The organism is Aestuariivita sp. (assembly GCF_021404545.1).
Taxonomy (GTDB): Bacteria; Pseudomonadota; Alphaproteobacteria; order Rhodobacterales; family Rhodobacteraceae; genus Aestuariivita.
This window is the reverse complement of sequence record NZ_JAAWWD010000064.1, coordinates 80,053-94,217: the sequence shown is the minus strand read 5'-3', so window position 1 is coordinate 94,217 and position 14,165 is coordinate 80,053. Positions and strand designations below refer to the sequence as shown.

13 protein-coding genes are annotated in these 14,165 nt (G+C 63.1%); 8 read left to right on the top strand and 5 right to left on the bottom strand.

Annotated features, from left to right (window positions below):
* The 3 genes from HEP69_RS21025 to HEP69_RS21020 form a co-directional block, all read right to left on the bottom strand.
* The coding region (locus HEP69_RS21025; protein ID WP_290560473.1) for an AMP-binding protein at nucleotides 1–506 on the bottom strand (506 nt) is incomplete at its 3' end.
* A 152-nt stretch (nucleotides 507–658) separates the two neighbouring features.
* The gene (locus HEP69_RS23795) at nucleotides 659–940 is read right to left on the bottom strand and encodes a metallophosphoesterase family protein (protein ID WP_366111753.1); all 282 of its coding nucleotides are present in this window, start codon (nucleotides 938–940) and stop codon (nucleotides 659–661) included.
* A 138-nt stretch (nucleotides 941–1,078) separates the two neighbouring features.
* A complete protein-coding gene (locus HEP69_RS21020) occupies nucleotides 1,079–3,352 on the bottom strand; it encodes an NADP-dependent malic enzyme (RefSeq protein WP_290560472.1) in 2,274 nt (757 codons plus the stop codon).
* A 146-nt stretch (nucleotides 3,353–3,498) separates the two neighbouring features.
* Here HEP69_RS21020 and HEP69_RS21015 point away from each other — a divergent pair, with 146 nt between their 5' ends.
* The 6 genes from HEP69_RS21015 (at nucleotide 3,499) to HEP69_RS20990 (ending at nucleotide 9,522) form a co-directional block, all read left to right on the top strand.
* The gene (locus HEP69_RS21015; RefSeq protein WP_290560471.1) at nucleotides 3,499–4,587 is read left to right on the top strand and encodes a cupin domain-containing protein; all 1,089 of its coding nucleotides are present in this window, start codon (nucleotides 3,499–3,501) and stop codon (nucleotides 4,585–4,587) included.
* Nucleotides 4,584–4,979, top strand: coding sequence for a cytidine deaminase (locus HEP69_RS21010; RefSeq protein WP_290560470.1), 396 nt, complete (start codon nucleotides 4,584–4,586; stop codon nucleotides 4,977–4,979). Before HEP69_RS21015 ends, HEP69_RS21010 begins: the two co-directional genes overlap by 4 nt.
* On the top strand, nucleotides 4,979–6,283 hold the full coding sequence (locus HEP69_RS21005; protein ID WP_290560469.1) for a thymidine phosphorylase: 1,305 nt from the start codon (nucleotides 4,979–4,981) through the stop codon (nucleotides 6,281–6,283). The genes HEP69_RS21010 and HEP69_RS21005 overlap by 1 nt, the downstream gene beginning before the upstream one ends.
* Complete coding sequence (locus HEP69_RS21000; protein WP_290560468.1) at nucleotides 6,283–7,494, top strand: phosphopentomutase; 1,212 nt, start codon at nucleotides 6,283–6,285, stop codon at nucleotides 7,492–7,494. The genes HEP69_RS21005 and HEP69_RS21000 overlap by 1 nt, the downstream gene beginning before the upstream one ends.
* A gap of 53 nt (nucleotides 7,495–7,547) precedes the next feature.
* Entirely contained in the window at nucleotides 7,548–8,180 is a 633-nt protein-coding gene (upp, locus tag HEP69_RS20995) for a uracil phosphoribosyltransferase (RefSeq protein WP_290560467.1), read from the top strand.
* A gap of 223 nt (nucleotides 8,181–8,403) precedes the next feature.
* A complete protein-coding gene (locus tag HEP69_RS20990) occupies nucleotides 8,404–9,522 on the top strand; it encodes an SPOR domain-containing protein (protein ID WP_290560466.1) in 1,119 nt (372 codons plus the stop codon).
* A gap of 31 nt (nucleotides 9,523–9,553) precedes the next feature.
* Here the strand turns inward: HEP69_RS20990 and HEP69_RS20985 are convergent, their stop codons facing one another.
* Complete coding sequence (locus tag HEP69_RS20985) at nucleotides 9,554–10,567, bottom strand: hypothetical protein (RefSeq protein ID WP_290560465.1); 1,014 nt, start codon at nucleotides 10,565–10,567, stop codon at nucleotides 9,554–9,556.
* Between the two features lie 288 nt (nucleotides 10,568–10,855).
* A complete protein-coding gene (locus HEP69_RS20980; protein ID WP_290560464.1) occupies nucleotides 10,856–12,481 on the bottom strand; it encodes an AMP-binding protein in 1,626 nt (541 codons plus the stop codon).
* Between the two features lie 78 nt (nucleotides 12,482–12,559).
* On the opposite strand from HEP69_RS20980, the gene HEP69_RS20975 reads away from it, so the two are divergent.
* Both HEP69_RS20975 and HEP69_RS20970 read left to right on the top strand, forming a co-directional pair.
* Nucleotides 12,560–13,468 (top strand): DMT family transporter, encoded by a 909-nt coding sequence (locus HEP69_RS20975; protein WP_290560463.1) that lies wholly within the window; start codon nucleotides 12,560–12,562, stop codon nucleotides 13,466–13,468.
* A gap of 9 nt (nucleotides 13,469–13,477) precedes the next feature.
* Nucleotides 13,478–14,128 (top strand): sulfotransferase family 2 domain-containing protein, encoded by a 651-nt coding sequence (locus HEP69_RS20970; protein WP_290560462.1) that lies wholly within the window; start codon nucleotides 13,478–13,480, stop codon nucleotides 14,126–14,128.
* Nucleotides 14,129–14,165 lie beyond the last annotated feature (37 nt).

The window sequence follows — 14,165 nt, the reverse complement described above, 5'->3', positions numbered from 1 at the left end:
GCCCCCGTCCCGCCCCGGGGGGGCCGGCTGCGCCCTGTTGGTGGGCAACGGCAGGGGCCGGCCAGTGTCATGGCCCCAAACCCGCCAAAGCCCACAGAATGAATGGCGCCGATCCGCGCGCAGGCCAGCATTGCCTCCAGCGCCTCGGGCACCATGGGCATGTAGATTATGACGCGGTCACCGGCCTCGATCCCCTTGGCGCGCAGGGCGCCTGCCAGGAGAGAGACCCGGGTCTGCAATTCCTCATAGGTGATTTCGTGCTTGGTATGGGTGATCGGGCTGTCATGGATGATGGCAACACGGTGGCCATGCCCGGCCTCCACATGCCGGTCGACGGCGTTCCAGCAGGTGTTGACCCGACCGTCGGCGAACCATTCGTAAAGGCCATTGCCCTTGTCGGTCAGCGCCCGGCTGGGTGCGGTATCCCAGTCGATGGCCTCGGCCGCCTGCATCCAGAATCCCTCCGGATCGGCCTTCCAGCCTTCATAAACCTCCGCGTACGTCATGTGGTTGTCCTTCCCTCACGCCAATTCTCCTCCGCGCGCAGGCTTTATGACTGTCTGCGAGGGGAAAGGGCAAGGGGGGATCGGCTGCGCGTTGGTGTCGCTATGCCGGAGCGTTTGCAGTTTGGAGTTGGTTCTTTTGACGGGCAGGCCGGCTATCCAATCAAGGTGGACTCCTTCCAGTTGATCGAAGCCGACCCCGTCCGATGGGCCATATCCACGCTGTGTTGTTCAATGAGGTATCTGTCATGAGTCCCCCGGATCGATATGAAATCACGTTCCATCAGGATCGAAGCGGTTGTCGTGGGGTCGAGCGGACCGCTGAAAAAATCGCCGAGGTTCACAGCGGTCGAGATCTCAAGCGCCTCCATGTTCCGCAGAACCGCGTCTAAAGCAGTCAAGTTGCCATGGATGTCAGCCAAAACCGCGAATCTCATGCCTGCGGCATCACACCATTGAAAGCAGGTGAACAAGGTCGATGCGGGCCTTTGGCGGCCCTTTCATGCTCGGCGCGCGGGCCCGTCTTGCGCATCGAATATGCCGAGTGGGTGGCGGGACAAGTCCCGCCCTACGCCTCACCCGTAATGGGCCACCGGCGTGCCCGCGATGGCACCCATGTTCAAGAGGCCGCGTGCGGTGATCGAGGGTGTCACGATATGGGCGCGGTTGCCCATGCCCATCAGGATCGGCCCGACCTCCAGCCCGCCTGCGCGCATTTTCAGGATGTTGCGCACCCCAGACGCCGCATCGGAGTTGGCAAAGACCAGAACGTTCGCGGTGCCCTGCATGCGGTTTTCGGGAAAGATCCGGCTCCGCAGCTCGGGATCGAGGGCTGCGTCGATATGCATCTCGCCTTCGTAGCAGAAGTCGCGCGGCTCCCCATCCAGGATGTCGATAGCCGCCCGGGTGCGTCTGCCCGAGGCGGTGTCGAGATTTCCGAATTGCGAATGCGAGCAAATCGCCACATTCGGTTCCAGACCAAAGCGGCGCACATGGCGCGCGGCCGCGGTTACGGTTTCGGCGATCTGCTCTGGCGTGGGTTCGGGATGCACCTGGGTGTCGGCCACGAACAAGGGGCCATCCTCCAGGATCATCAGCGACAGCGCGCCCACGGGGTGGACCCCCGGCCCACCCAGAAGCTGGGTGACATAGTTCAGATGCCACAGATACTGCCCGAAGGTGCCGCAGATAAGGCTGTCGGCCTCATCCCGATGCACCATCACCGCACCAATCGCGGTCGTATTGGTGCGCAGAACCGCGCGGGCGAGATCCGGGGTCACACCCCGCCGTGCCATGACCTGATGGTAGGTGCCCCAATAGTCGCGGTACCGCGGATCGTTTTCGGGGTTCACCACCTCAAAGTCCCGGCCTGGTCGGATGGTCAGCCCATAGCGTTCGCACCGCGTCTCGATCACTTCGGGCCTGCCGATCAGGATGGGCTTTTCGGTGGTCTCTTCCAGCATCGCCTGGCTTGCGCGCAGCACGCGCTCATCCTCACCCTCGGCAAAGACGATGCGCCGCGTGGCGGTGCGCGCGGCCTCGAATACGGGTCGCATGATCAGCGCGGACTTGAAAACCGACCCGTCGAGGCCTTGCTTATAGGCCTCCATGTCCGCGATGGGCCGGGCGGCCACACCGGTTTGCATTGCCGCGCGGGCCACAGCGGTCGAGACGACGCCGATCAGGCGCGGGTCGAACGGTTTGGGGATCAGATAATCCGGCCCGAAGGTGAGTTGCTCGCCGCGATAGGCCGCGGCCGCCTCGGCCGAGGTCGTGGCGCGGGCCAATTCGGCGATCCCGTCGATGCAGGCCAGCTGCATCGCGTCGTTGATCTCGGTCGCGCCCGCGTCCAATGCGCCGCGAAAGATGAACGGGAAACACAGCACGTTATTGACTTGATTGGGAAAATCGCTGCGACCCGTGGCGATGATCGCGTCGGGGGCGACCGCGCGCACGTCCTCGGGCAGGATCTCGGGCGTGGGATTGGCCAGCGCAAAGACAATCGGTTTCTGCGCCATGCGTCCGACCATCGACTGGCTGAGCACGTTGGGGCCCGACAGACCCAGAAACAGATCCGCCCCGTCGATCACCTGATCCAGCGTGCGCAGGTCGGAGGGTTGGGCGAAGGCCGCCTTCTGCGGGTTCATATCCACATCGCGGCCCTCATGGACCAGCCCGTGAACATCGCAGAGCCAGATGTTTTCCCGCCTGAGCCCCAGTTTCAGCAACATGTTCAGGCAGGCAATCCCGGCCGCGCCCCCCCCGGTAGAGACGAGTTTGATCTCCTCAAACTTTTTGCCGGTGACATGCAATGCGTTCTTGGCCGCCGCGCCCACCACGATGGCGGTGCCGTGCTGGTCATCGTGAAACACCGGGATATTCATCCGCTCACGGCAGATTTTTTCGACAATGAAACAATCCGGCGCTTTGATGTCTTCGAGATTGATCGCCCCGAAGGTCGGACCCAGGGCACAGACAATCTCGGCCAGCTTTTCGGGATCGGCCTCGTCCAGCTCAATGTCGAAACAGTCGATATTGGCGAACTTCTTAAAAAGGACCGCCTTGCCTTCCATCACCGGTTTGGAGGCCAGCGCGCCGATATTGCCCAATCCCAGCACCGCCGAGCCATTGGTGACCACCGCCACCAGATTGCCCCGTGCGGTAAACCGCGCGGCATTGGCCGGATCGTTTTTGATCTCGATACAGGCTTCGGCCACGCCGGGTGAATAGGCGCGCGCCAGGTCCCGACCGTTGGCCATGGGTTTGGTGGCCCGGATCTCGAGTTTTCCGGGTTTCGGATGCTCATGATAAAACAGCGCCGCCTGTCTGAGCGTTTGGTTGTCGGACATCCTTGGGTTCCTCTCCCGAAAAATTGGTTTAGTATTAAACTACTTTTTCGGACAGGGAAAGCCGTCTCATGCACAACGGTGTCGCATGCGATGTCTTGCAAATTTATGGACGTCCCGCCACTCTCGCGGTTCAGAAGGACGCCATCATGCCAGAACCCAAAGCTGAAATCCGCCTGCCCACCTCTGAATTGCGCGACGATATCCCGTTTTTCACCAAGACCCTGGGGATGAGGCTGGATATGATCTACCCTGCCGATAACCCGCAGATCGCGGTGTTTTCCGGCCATGGGCTGCGGCTGCGGGTGGAGACCGGAGCGACCGAACCACCGGGCACAATCCGCATTCTTACGGAGGATCCCGAGGGGTTTGCGGATGGTGCGCGCGCGTTGACCGCGCCCAATGGCACCCGGGTCGAGATTGACGAGGCGCATCCGCCCCTGGTCATGCCCGAGACCGTGCATTCCTTCGTGGTGCGCCGTCTGGCCGATCAGGCGCCTTGGATCATCGGGCGCGCGGGCATGCAGTACCGGGACCTGATCCCCGACCGGCTGGGCGGGTCGATCATCGCCAGCCACATCCGCATCCCCGATGGCGGCCCCGTACCGGATATGGTGCACTACCACACCGTCGGGTTTCAGCTGATCTTCTGTTATCGCGGTTGGGTCGATCTGGTCTATGAGGATCAAGGAGAGCCGTTCCGCCTGGATGCCGGGTGCTGTGTGATCCAGCCGCCCGAGATCCGGCACCGCGTGCTTTTTGCGTCGGACAATATCGAAGTGATCGAGATCGGGGTGCCGGCCGAACATATTACTACCATCGATCACGAAATGACCTTACCCAATGGCCCCGCCAAACCCGACCGCGTGTTTCAAGGGCAGAAATTCGTGCATCACAAGGTCGAGGAGGCGACATGGTCCCCGTTCCGCCTGCCCGGATATCGCTCGCGCGATACTACGATCGCCGCCAATACCGGGAATGTCGCGGGGGTGCATGTGGTGCGGGTCGGTGACGGCGCACCTGTGTGGTCGTCGCATAATGCCGATATCCTGTTTACCTTTGTCATGGACGGAAACGTCACGCTGGAAGGCGAAGGGCGCGACCCCTATGCCCTATCGCCCGGGGATGCCTTCGTGATCCCGCCGGGGATGAAGACGCGGCTCACCGGTCCGTCGGACGATCTGGAATTGTTGGAAGTGTCGCTGCCGGGCGCGTTCAAGACCGAGGGGACACCATGAGCCTGAAAGACGCCGCCACCGCCGTGATGGCAAATGCCCACGCGCCCTATTCGAACTTCAAGGTGGGTGCAGCGATCCGCGCGGCATCCGGTACGGTCTATGTGGGCTGCAACGTGGAAAACGTGGCCTATCCCGAAGGCACCTGTGCCGAGGCCGGCGCAATTGCGGCCATGGTCGCTGCGGGCGAGACCGAGCTTTCCGAGGTTTATGTGATCGCGGGCAGTTCCATGCCTGTTACCCCGTGTGGTGGCTGCCGTCAGAAGCTGGCGGAGTTTGGGGCCGAAGAGGTGCGCGTCACGATGGGCACCACCGCCAACGACACCGAATTGACCATGACCTTGGGTGCGCTGTTGCCGGGGGCGTTCAACACCGACCATATGGACGATATCTGATGGATGCCCGCGCGATTATCGCCCGGCTGCGGCGGGGCGAGGCCCCATCGCAGGCCGAGTTGGCCTGGTTCGCGGCGGGCCTTGCCGATGGCACGGTGAGCGACGCCCAAGCCGGGGCCTTTGCCATGGCGGTCTGTCTGCAGGGGCTGGGCGAGGGGGGCCGTACCGCCCTCACGCTTGCGATGCGCGACAGCGGGTCTGTGATGGCCTGGGACCGCGACCAGCCGGTGATCGACAAGCATTCGACCGGCGGTGTGGGCGATTGTGTCTCGCTGCTTCTGGCGCCTGCTCTTGCCGAATGCGGTGGGCTGGTGCCGATGATCTCGGGGCGCGGTCTGGGCCATACAGGCGGGACACTTGACAAGCTTGAGGCGATCCCGGGTTTGGTGACCCAGGTCAATTCTGATCGGCTGGGCGATATCCTTGACAAGGCGGGCTGCGCCATCGTGGGGGCCACCAGCAATATCGCGCCCGCCGACAAACGGCTTTATGCGATCCGTGACGTGACGGCGACGGTCGAGAGCCTTGATCTGATCACCGCGTCGATCCTGTCGAAAAAGCTGGCCGCAGGGCTGGATGCGCTGGTGCTGGATGTCAAGATCGGCTCGGGCGCGTTTATGAAGACCATTGAGGAGGCGCGTGCACTGGCCCAGGCGCTAACCGAAACCGCCACTGCGGCGGGCTGTAAGACAACCGCCGTGATCACCGATATGAATCAGCCGCTCGCACCCGCGCTGGGCAACGCGCTGGAAGTGGCAGAGGTGATGCGGGTCCTGACCGGAGAGGCGCACGGCCCGCTGGTCGAGATTACGGCGGCGCTGGGCGGTGTACTCTTGGCCAATGCCGAACTTGCCGAGGGGGTGCAGAACGGCGCCGACATGATTTTCGATGCGCTGCGCGATGGCCGTCTGGCCGACCGGTTCGGCCGGATGATCGCAGCCCAGGGCGGGCCGGTCGCCTTTGTGGAAAACTGGCCGCGTTTCTTGCCCGAAGCCAATGTGATCCGCGAGGTGGCCGCGCCCTTGGATGGTTATGTCACCGGCATCGACGGCGAGGGGTTGGGCCTGGCTGTGGTTGCGCTGGGTGGCGGTCGACAGATTGAGGCGGATCTGATCGACCCGTCCGTCGGTCTGTCGGGTGTCGTGCGATTGGGCGCACAGGTGAGCAAAGGCCAACCCCTCGCCGTGATTCATGCCGGGCGCGAAGATGCCGCGCGCGCTGCCGAACGCGCCGTGCGTCAGGCGATCCGGCTGGGGGACCGGCATCAGGCGCCGCCGCCGCTGATCCATGAAAGGATCGGCTGATGCCACGTGCCTTTCTGGTGGTGATGGATTCGGTCGGCATTGGCGGCGCGCCGGATGCGGACCGCTTCTTTAACGGCGACACGCCCGATACCGGCGCCAACACCCTCGGCCATATCGCCGAAGCTTGCGCGGCGGGTCAGGCAGAGGAGGGGCGCAGCGGACCGCTGCATCTGCCCCATCTGGCGGCGCTTGGTCTGGGGCAGGCGGTGGCACTGGCCTCGGGGCTTGAGGTGCTGGGCCTGAAAGCACCGCTCAGCGGCCTTTATGGCGCGGCGACCGCGCAGTCGGTGGGCAAGGACACGCCCTCGGGCCATTGGGAACTGGCCGGGTTGCCGGTGCCCTGGGCCTGGCACTATTTCCCCGACGCAACACCCGCCTTTCCCGCGGATCTGAGCGCCCATGTCGCGCAAATGGCCGGAACAGACGGCATTCTTGGCAACTGCCACGCGTCGGGCACCGAGATCGTGACGCGGCTGGGCTCAGAGCATCTCAGATCCGGCTGGCCCATATGCTATACCTCTGCTGACAGCGTCTTTCAGATCGCCGCTCATGAGGAGCGTTTCGGGCTGGAGCGTCTGCTCACCCTTTGTCAGGCCGTCGCCCCATGTCTGCATAAGATGAAAGTGGGCCGGGTCATCGCGCGGCCCTTCACCGGCGATGACTCTACCGGCTTTACCCGCACCAGCAACCGGCGCGATTATGCGATTGCCCCGCCCGGACCGGTTCTGACCAACTGGGTGCAAGACAGAGGCGGGCGCGTCTATGGCGTTGGAAAGATTGGCGATATCTTTTCGATGCAAGGGATAGATGATCTGCGCAAGGGCGACGATGCCACCCTGATGCGCCATCTGAGCGATCTGGTGGAGGAGGCCGAGGAGGGCAGCCTGACCTTCGCCAATCTCGTCGAGTTCGACAGCCTTTATGGCCACCGCCGCGATGTGTCGGGCTATGCCCGGGCGCTGGAAGGGTTCGATGCGGCCATCGGCCCGGTGCTGGCACGGCTGCGCGCGGGCGATATCCTGATCCTGACCGCCGATCATGGCAACGATCCGACCTGGACCGGCACCGACCATACCCGCGAACGGGTACCGGTTCTGGTGGCCGGGCGCGGTGCGGGCTGTCTCGGCCAAATTGCCTTTGCCGATGTCGCGGCCAGCGTCGCCGCGCATCTCGGCGTGCCTGCCCAAGGGCCGGGGCGCAGTTTTTTCTGATCTTGCCCTCGACCCATGCGCGGCGCAAAAGGGGAACTGACAGGAGGACGGATATGGCCGAGCATCTTACAATCGTGGATCACCCGCTGGTGCAGCACAAATTGACCCTGATGCGGGATCGCAGGACGCCCACAGCCGTCTTTCGCCAGCTTCTGCGCGAGATCAGTCAGCTCTTGGCCTATGAGACCACCCGCGAATTGCCACTGACCACCAAATCCGTCGAAACCCCGCTGGAAGAGATGGAATCGCCCACGCTTGCGGGCAAGAAACTGGCGTTGGTGTCGATCCTGCGGGCGGGCAACGGACTTCTTGATGGTGTGCTCGAACTCATTCCCTCGGCGCGGGTGGGGTTTGTCGGGCTCTACCGCGATGAAGAGACGCTGCAACCGGTGCAATACTATTTCAAGGTGCCACACGGTCTTGACGATCGATTGGTGATTGCGGTCGATCCGATGCTGGCGACCGGAAATTCCTCTGTCGCGGCGATTGACCTGCTCAAAGGCGCCGGTGCGACCAACATTCGCTTCATGTGCCTGCTGGCCGCGCCCGAAGGCGTCGCGCGCATGAAAGAGGCCCATCCCGACGTGCCCATCGTGACAGCCTCGCTTGACCGCGAGCTCAATGATGTCGGTTACATCATGCCCGGACTTGGCGATGCCGGAGATCGCATGTTCGGGACAAAATAACTGTTTCTCAACGCTTTACTCAGCGTTTCATTTGCGGCATCCTGACCTCTACATCCTGTGGGGACATGTGATGAGATATACCAGAATTATTGCCACAAGCGTCCTGCTTGCGTCTTTTGGGGTAACGGGACTTTACGCCCAAACCATTGATCGGAATGCGGCTCCGGCGGAGTTTCCGCCGGCGAGTTTTCAAGGAAATCAGTACGTTGATAGTACCGGATGTGTGTTCATCCGGGCCGGCATCGACGGCAATGTGACATGGGTGCCGCGCGTGTCGCGCAGTCGGCAGCAAGTCTGCGGCGCGCGCCCGACACTGGCGGGCCAGGCTGCGGCCCCCCCCGCGACACAGCCCGCCGCGACGGCGCAGCCTGTTCAGATCGTTCCACGAGCCGCTCCGGCACCACGCCAGACCACGACGCAGCAGCCGATGCCGACCGTGGCGACCACGATCACGCGCCGTCCGGCGGCCGCACCGCAGGCAACCCAACCGCGCCGCGCCCCGCAAGCGGCACAACCGCGCCGCGCGACCCCTGCAACGGTGCCCGCGCCACGCAGGCAGGCGCCCGCGCCATCTCCCGCCCCGCAACCCACCGTGGTGTCTCCGGCGCCGCAACCGGCCGCCCCTGCGCCCGGCACGCGCAACCGGGGTACAAGGTGTCCGAACGCCTCAAGCTTCTCGCAACGCTACATCAACGATGGCAGCCAATTCCCCGTCCGCTGCGGACCGCAACCTGAATCGCCGATCACCAGGCCAGGGGGCCAATCGTCGCTCGGCTCCGGCGGCGGTGAGCGTATTTTGCCCGCACATCTATTGGGTCAACGCCGCGAGGCCAGTGTCGTGCGGGTGCCCGAAGGCTATGTCCCGGTCTGGGAGGATGGGCGTCTGAACCCGCGCCGCGCCGAGCAATCGGTGAGCGGCTATCTCTCCACACAGTATAGCTGGACCAATACCGTGCCGCGCCATGGCACCGGAACTGTCCGCCAAAACCGGATCAAACAGCCCAAGATCATCTCGGATCGTCCGGTCAGCACCCGGGCATACAGACCTGTGATCACATCGCGGCAGCAACCGACAGCCCAGCGTGAAGTGGCCAAGGCAGAGAGAGCAGGCTCGGCCTCGATCTATGTGCAGGTCGGCATGTACGGTGTGGAGGCCAACGCCCGTGCCAGCGCACAGCGCATGGCCCGCACCGGATTTCCGACCCGTATGGGCACGCTGACGCGGGGCGGCACATCCTATCGTTTGGTCATGGCGGGCCCTTTCGCCAGCCAGGCCGAAGCGTCCCGTGCAATGGCGGCAGCCCGGCGCGCGGGCTTTTCGGATGCGTATATTCGCAACTAGGGACTTCTGGGCGCCTGACCCAAGTCACGCCTTATCCTTCGCAGATGGCTTGCAGGACCAGCCAATCGCGATCTGGGAGCGCGGATTGCGGGGTTTGTCCGTTCATTGGGTCTGCCTCAATCAGCGGCAGCGTGGTTTCACCCGTAATATCAAGCGCATAGGCATAGGGTGTGGAACGGATGCGGGCTTTGGCAAAGGCCGCGAGCAATGGCTCTGACGGCCCGTCCGCGCGGTCTGCGACCAGAACCGTTTCGGCAAAAGCATCGAGTGTGGCAGGTGCCAGCGCCCCGGTAGTGATCAGCCGGAACGAGGCCAGGAAACCGCCTTGCCTTAGCAGATCGGCAAGCGGATCCTGCGCCGCCGCGCGCACCCGTTCGGCCAGGATAAAGCCGGCGGCGACATCCGGATCCTCGTGATCTTCGATCACCGCCCGGTTCAAAAGCACCAGGCCCCCGGGCAGGGCCAAACTGTCGCGCACCCCGGCGGGCAGCACGACCACCTCGCGCACGCCGGTCCGCTCGGCAAGCCGTGCCAGTACCGGATCGGCGGCGGCCTCCTGGCAGGCGGGGCCCGACACACGCGTGATGCGGGCCAACAGATCCTGACCGATTTCAGTCCGCGTGATCTCGGGGACCACGCTGAGGGTGTGACGGGTCATGGCCCCCGGCAACCACAAAAGGCCAAGCGCCACAACCGCGAGACAGGACAGGATCACCGACACCAGACGCAGCCGCCCGGGATGCGGCCGCGCCCGGGCAATCGCGCCACGCAGCTTTTCGATGGCGCGGATCATCTGATCCTCCGAGGCGGCCAGTTCAAGCGTTTCTCCGGTATCGCCATCGGGCGAATAGATGGCGGGGTACGCCCCCGGATTTTGCCGGTCGATGGCCGCGAGCGACCAATGCGTCAACGCCCGATCACGGGTATCGGTGATCACCAGAGTGGCATCGCCGATCGACACCACAACCTCTCGCCGCTGATCTTCCGGCGTTGGGCGCCAGAGGCCGCTGGCCTCCAACCGCTGGTATTTCTTAAGCGCTGTCATCTCTGGGGCTGCCCGGCCTCTCTTTGACCGCAGGCTACTCCAAGCGTACCCTCGGCCGCAACCGTGACACCGAACACCGGACCATGCAAAGGACCAAAGACACCGGACTGTATGTCTTCCGTGGGGATCTCCCAACAGATCATGGCATCTCAACTCCGCGGATGCTTCTTCTGGCTCTAAATATTCCCAGGGTTTGGGACAGCGTCCCAAGGCCCGTGCGGCCGCGCACAAATAGAATAGAATGCGGCGCAGCCGCTCCGTGTTGACAGACGCTGTGCGAGGTGAGGATCAGTCGAGATTTGCCGCGCGCTTGCGCAGCTCGAATTTCTGGATCTTACCGGTGGAGGTTTTGGGCAATTCCTGAAACACCACCTGCTTGGGGGCCTTGAATCCGGCCAGGGTCTGCCGGGAAAAGGCGATCAGTTCTGGCGCGTCCGCCGTGGCTCCATCCTTCAACTCCACAAAGGCGTACGGAATCTCGCCCCATTTCTCATCCGGCTTGGCGACCACGGCGGCCAATAGAACGTCCGGGTGGCCCATCAGAACGCCCTCAACCTCGACAGATGAGATGTTCTCGCCGCCCGAAATGATGATATCCTTGGCCCGGTCGGCAATCTGTATATAGCTGTCGGGGTGCTGCAACGCGATATCGCCCGAATGGAAATACCCAGCTCGAAAGCTTTCGGCGGTGGCTTCGGGGTTCTTGAGATAGCCTTTCATTACCGAATTGCCGCGCATCACGATCTCGCCTTGGGTTTTGCCATCCATGGGCACTTGCACCATTTCCTCATCCAGCACCGTGATATGTTCCATCATCGGAAAAGCCACGCCCTGGCGCGCCTTGATCGCGGCGCGCGCGGTGCCCGCGGTTTCTTCCCAATCGGATTTCCACAGGCATTCGGTGACGTGCCCATAGGTCTCGGTCAGCCCATAGACCTGCGTGACGTTGAACCCCATCGGCTCGATCTTGGCCAGCGTGGCCGGGGCGGGGGGCGCGCCGGCGGTAAAGACCTCGACCGTGTGGTCAAAGGGCGTGCGTTCTTCCTCCGGCGCGTTGACCAGCGTGTTCAGAACAATGGGCGCGGCCCCGAAATGCGTGACCCCCTCATAGGCGATGGCGTTGAATATGTTTTCGGCGGTGATATCGCGGCAGCACACCAACGTGCCGCCCAGCATCGGCATCATCCAGGTGTGGTTCCAGCCGTTACAGTGAAAGAGCGGCACGATCGTGAGATAGATCGGGTGCATCACCATGCGCCACGACACCACCGTGCCCATCGTCATCAGATAGGCCCCGCGATGGTGATAGACGACACCCTTGGGCCGCCCCGTGGTTCCGGAGGTGTAATTGAGCGCCAGGCTCTCCCACTCATCCTCCGGCATCATCCAGTCGAAGTCGGGATCGCCGACGGCCAGAAAATCCTCATAGGTTGGATGGCGCCCCGACGCGGGGTAGCCTGCATGAGGATCGGGCACCTCGATCAGCAGGGGCGGGGTCTCCTGCGCGTCCGCCGCCTCTTCGGCAAGCTCCAGAAACTGCGTATCCACCAGTACGATCTTGGCCTCGCCATGGCCAAGGATATAGCTCACCGTGTCCAGATCCAGCCGCGTGTTGATCGTGTTCAGCACTGCACCACAGGCCGGTACGCCAAAATGCGCCTCGGCCTGGGCGGGCAGGTTGGGGATCAGGGTTGCCACCACATCGCCGGGCATCACCCCCTTTTGGCTCAGCGCCGAGGCGAGGCGCGAACACCGTGCATAATACTCCCCATAGGATTTGCGGTGCCCGCCATAGATCACGGCGGGATGATCGGGAAACACCAATGCCGCGCGCCGCAGATGCGACAAGGGCGTCAGCGCCACGAAATTCGCGGCACATTTTCCCAAACCCGTCTCGTCCGTCATCCAGCCCATTGAATGTCCCCCCTGAATCGCTGTTTGGTCCTATGTGGGCTGTGATAATGGGTCGCGCCCTCACGTATGGAAAGGGGAATGTTGCACACCGCTGCCACCAAACCGCTGTCGGCCGCGCTTTTCATGGTCGGCGCCATGCTGATCATCGGCGGGATCGACAATGTGATCGTGCTTGTCGCCCAGGAGATCGGGTTGTGGCAGTTCCACTTTACCCGCGCGCTGACCGCGCTGCCGATGGTGATTGTGCTGTCGCTGATCGGTCTTGGTACGCTCTGGCCGCGCAGATGGTGGGCCGTGGCTCTGCGCAGCGGGTTGGTGGCTCTGTCGATGTTGTTTTACTTCAGCGCACTGGCCTTGATGCCCATTGCGCAGGCCTTGGCGGGGCTCTTCACCTCTCCGATCTTCATCCTGATCATCACCGTGCTGGTGCTGGGCCAACCGATTGGGCGATGGCGCATCCTCGCGGTTGCCCTGGGGTTTCTGGGCATCCTGATGGTGTTGCAGGTTGATCCGCGGACGTTCAGCTGGCTCACGGTGCTGCCAGTGGCGGGCGGCTTTTTCTATGCGTTGGGCGCGATCAGCACGCGCACATTCTGTGCCGGCGAAAGCACAGTGTCGATGCTGGCGGGTTTGCTGGTGATGCTGGGCAGTCTCGGAGCGCTTGGGCTGCTCACCCTTCATCTTTGGCCGATGGAGAGCGCGGCGGGTCCTGCAGGGTTCGTCACGCGCGGCTGGGTCTGGCCCATGCCACAGGCGTCCCCCTTCGTTCTGCTTCAGGCCGTGGGATCCGTGGCCGGGGTGTTCATGATCATCAAGGCCTACCAACTGGGCGAGCCATCCTATGTGGCGGTCTTTGAGTATTCGGTGATGATCTTTGGCCCGCTTTACGCGTTTGTCCTGTTTGGGCAGACCCTGAGCATAGGGCAATTGGCGGGCATCGCACTGATCATGCTGGCGGGCATGGTGATCGCGCTCAGGGCGCGTTAGCGTGACATCATGATCCTCTCACCCGGGCGCGGCTATATCTTTGTGCACATCCCCAAGACCGGTGGAACGGCCATGGCGCTGGCACTTGAGGCGCGGGCGATGAAGGACGATGTCATGATCGGCGATACCCCCAAGGCGCGCAAACGCCGCCGCCGGGTCGAGGCCACCCGCGCCCGGGGGCGGGTGTGGAAACACAGCATGCTCAGCGATATCGACGGGCTTTACACCGTGGATGAGATCGCCCCGCTCTTTGCCTTCACTCTGGTGCGCAACCCCTGGGACCGCATCGTCAGCTACTACCATTGGCTGCGCGATCAACGCTTTGCGCACCCGGCGGTCACACTGGCGCAGTCGTATGATTTCGCGGGCTTTCTCGAACAGACCCACACACAAGACAGCCTCAGGGCCAACCCCGCATCACGCTATATGACCCGCGCCGACGGAACAGAACAATGCCAGGCCTATATCCGCATCGAGGCGTTTGAGCAGGACGTGGTCCCGCTGCACGCGCATCTTGGCTTCCTCCTGACCCTTCCGCGTGCGAACATGTCGGACCGCCTCCGCGATTACCGCCGCTATTACACCGACCGCACGGCGGCCATCGTGGCCCAAATCTGCGCCGAGGACATTGCCCGGTTCGAATATGGCTTCGATCCCTGATGGCTTCTTCTGGCCAAAAATATTCCCGGAGCGCGAG

What these genes read in the sequence shown, in the direction of transcription:
- HEP69_RS20985 (WP_290560465.1), bottom strand. Translation starts at nt 10,567, where the DNA reads ATGACAGCGCTTAAGAAATACCAGCGGTTGGAGGCCAGCGGCCTCTGG.
- HEP69_RS21010 (WP_290560470.1), top strand. Translation starts at nt 4,584, where the DNA reads ATGAGCCTGAAAGACGCCGCCACCGCCGTGATGGCAAATGCCCACGCG.
- HEP69_RS21005 (WP_290560469.1), top strand. Translation starts at nt 4,979, where the DNA reads ATGGATGCCCGCGCGATTATCGCCCGGCTGCGGCGGGGCGAGGCCCCA.
- HEP69_RS20970 (WP_290560462.1), top strand. Translation starts at nt 13,478, where the DNA reads ATGATCCTCTCACCCGGGCGCGGCTATATCTTTGTGCACATCCCCAAG.
- HEP69_RS20980 (WP_290560464.1), bottom strand. Translation starts at nt 12,481, where the DNA reads ATGGGCTGGATGACGGACGAGACGGGTTTGGGAAAATGTGCCGCGAAT.
- upp (WP_290560467.1), top strand. Translation starts at nt 7,548, where the DNA reads ATGGCCGAGCATCTTACAATCGTGGATCACCCGCTGGTGCAGCACAAA.
- HEP69_RS21020 (WP_290560472.1), bottom strand. Translation starts at nt 3,352, where the DNA reads ATGTCCGACAACCAAACGCTCAGACAGGCGGCGCTGTTTTATCATGAG.
- HEP69_RS21000 (WP_290560468.1), top strand. Translation starts at nt 6,283, where the DNA reads ATGCCACGTGCCTTTCTGGTGGTGATGGATTCGGTCGGCATTGGCGGC.
- HEP69_RS21015 (WP_290560471.1), top strand. Translation starts at nt 3,499, where the DNA reads ATGCCAGAACCCAAAGCTGAAATCCGCCTGCCCACCTCTGAATTGCGC.
- HEP69_RS20975 (WP_290560463.1), top strand. Translation starts at nt 12,560, where the DNA reads ATGTTGCACACCGCTGCCACCAAACCGCTGTCGGCCGCGCTTTTCATG.
- HEP69_RS23795 (WP_366111753.1), bottom strand. Translation starts at nt 940, where the DNA reads ATGAGATTCGCGGTTTTGGCTGACATCCATGGCAACTTGACTGCTTTA.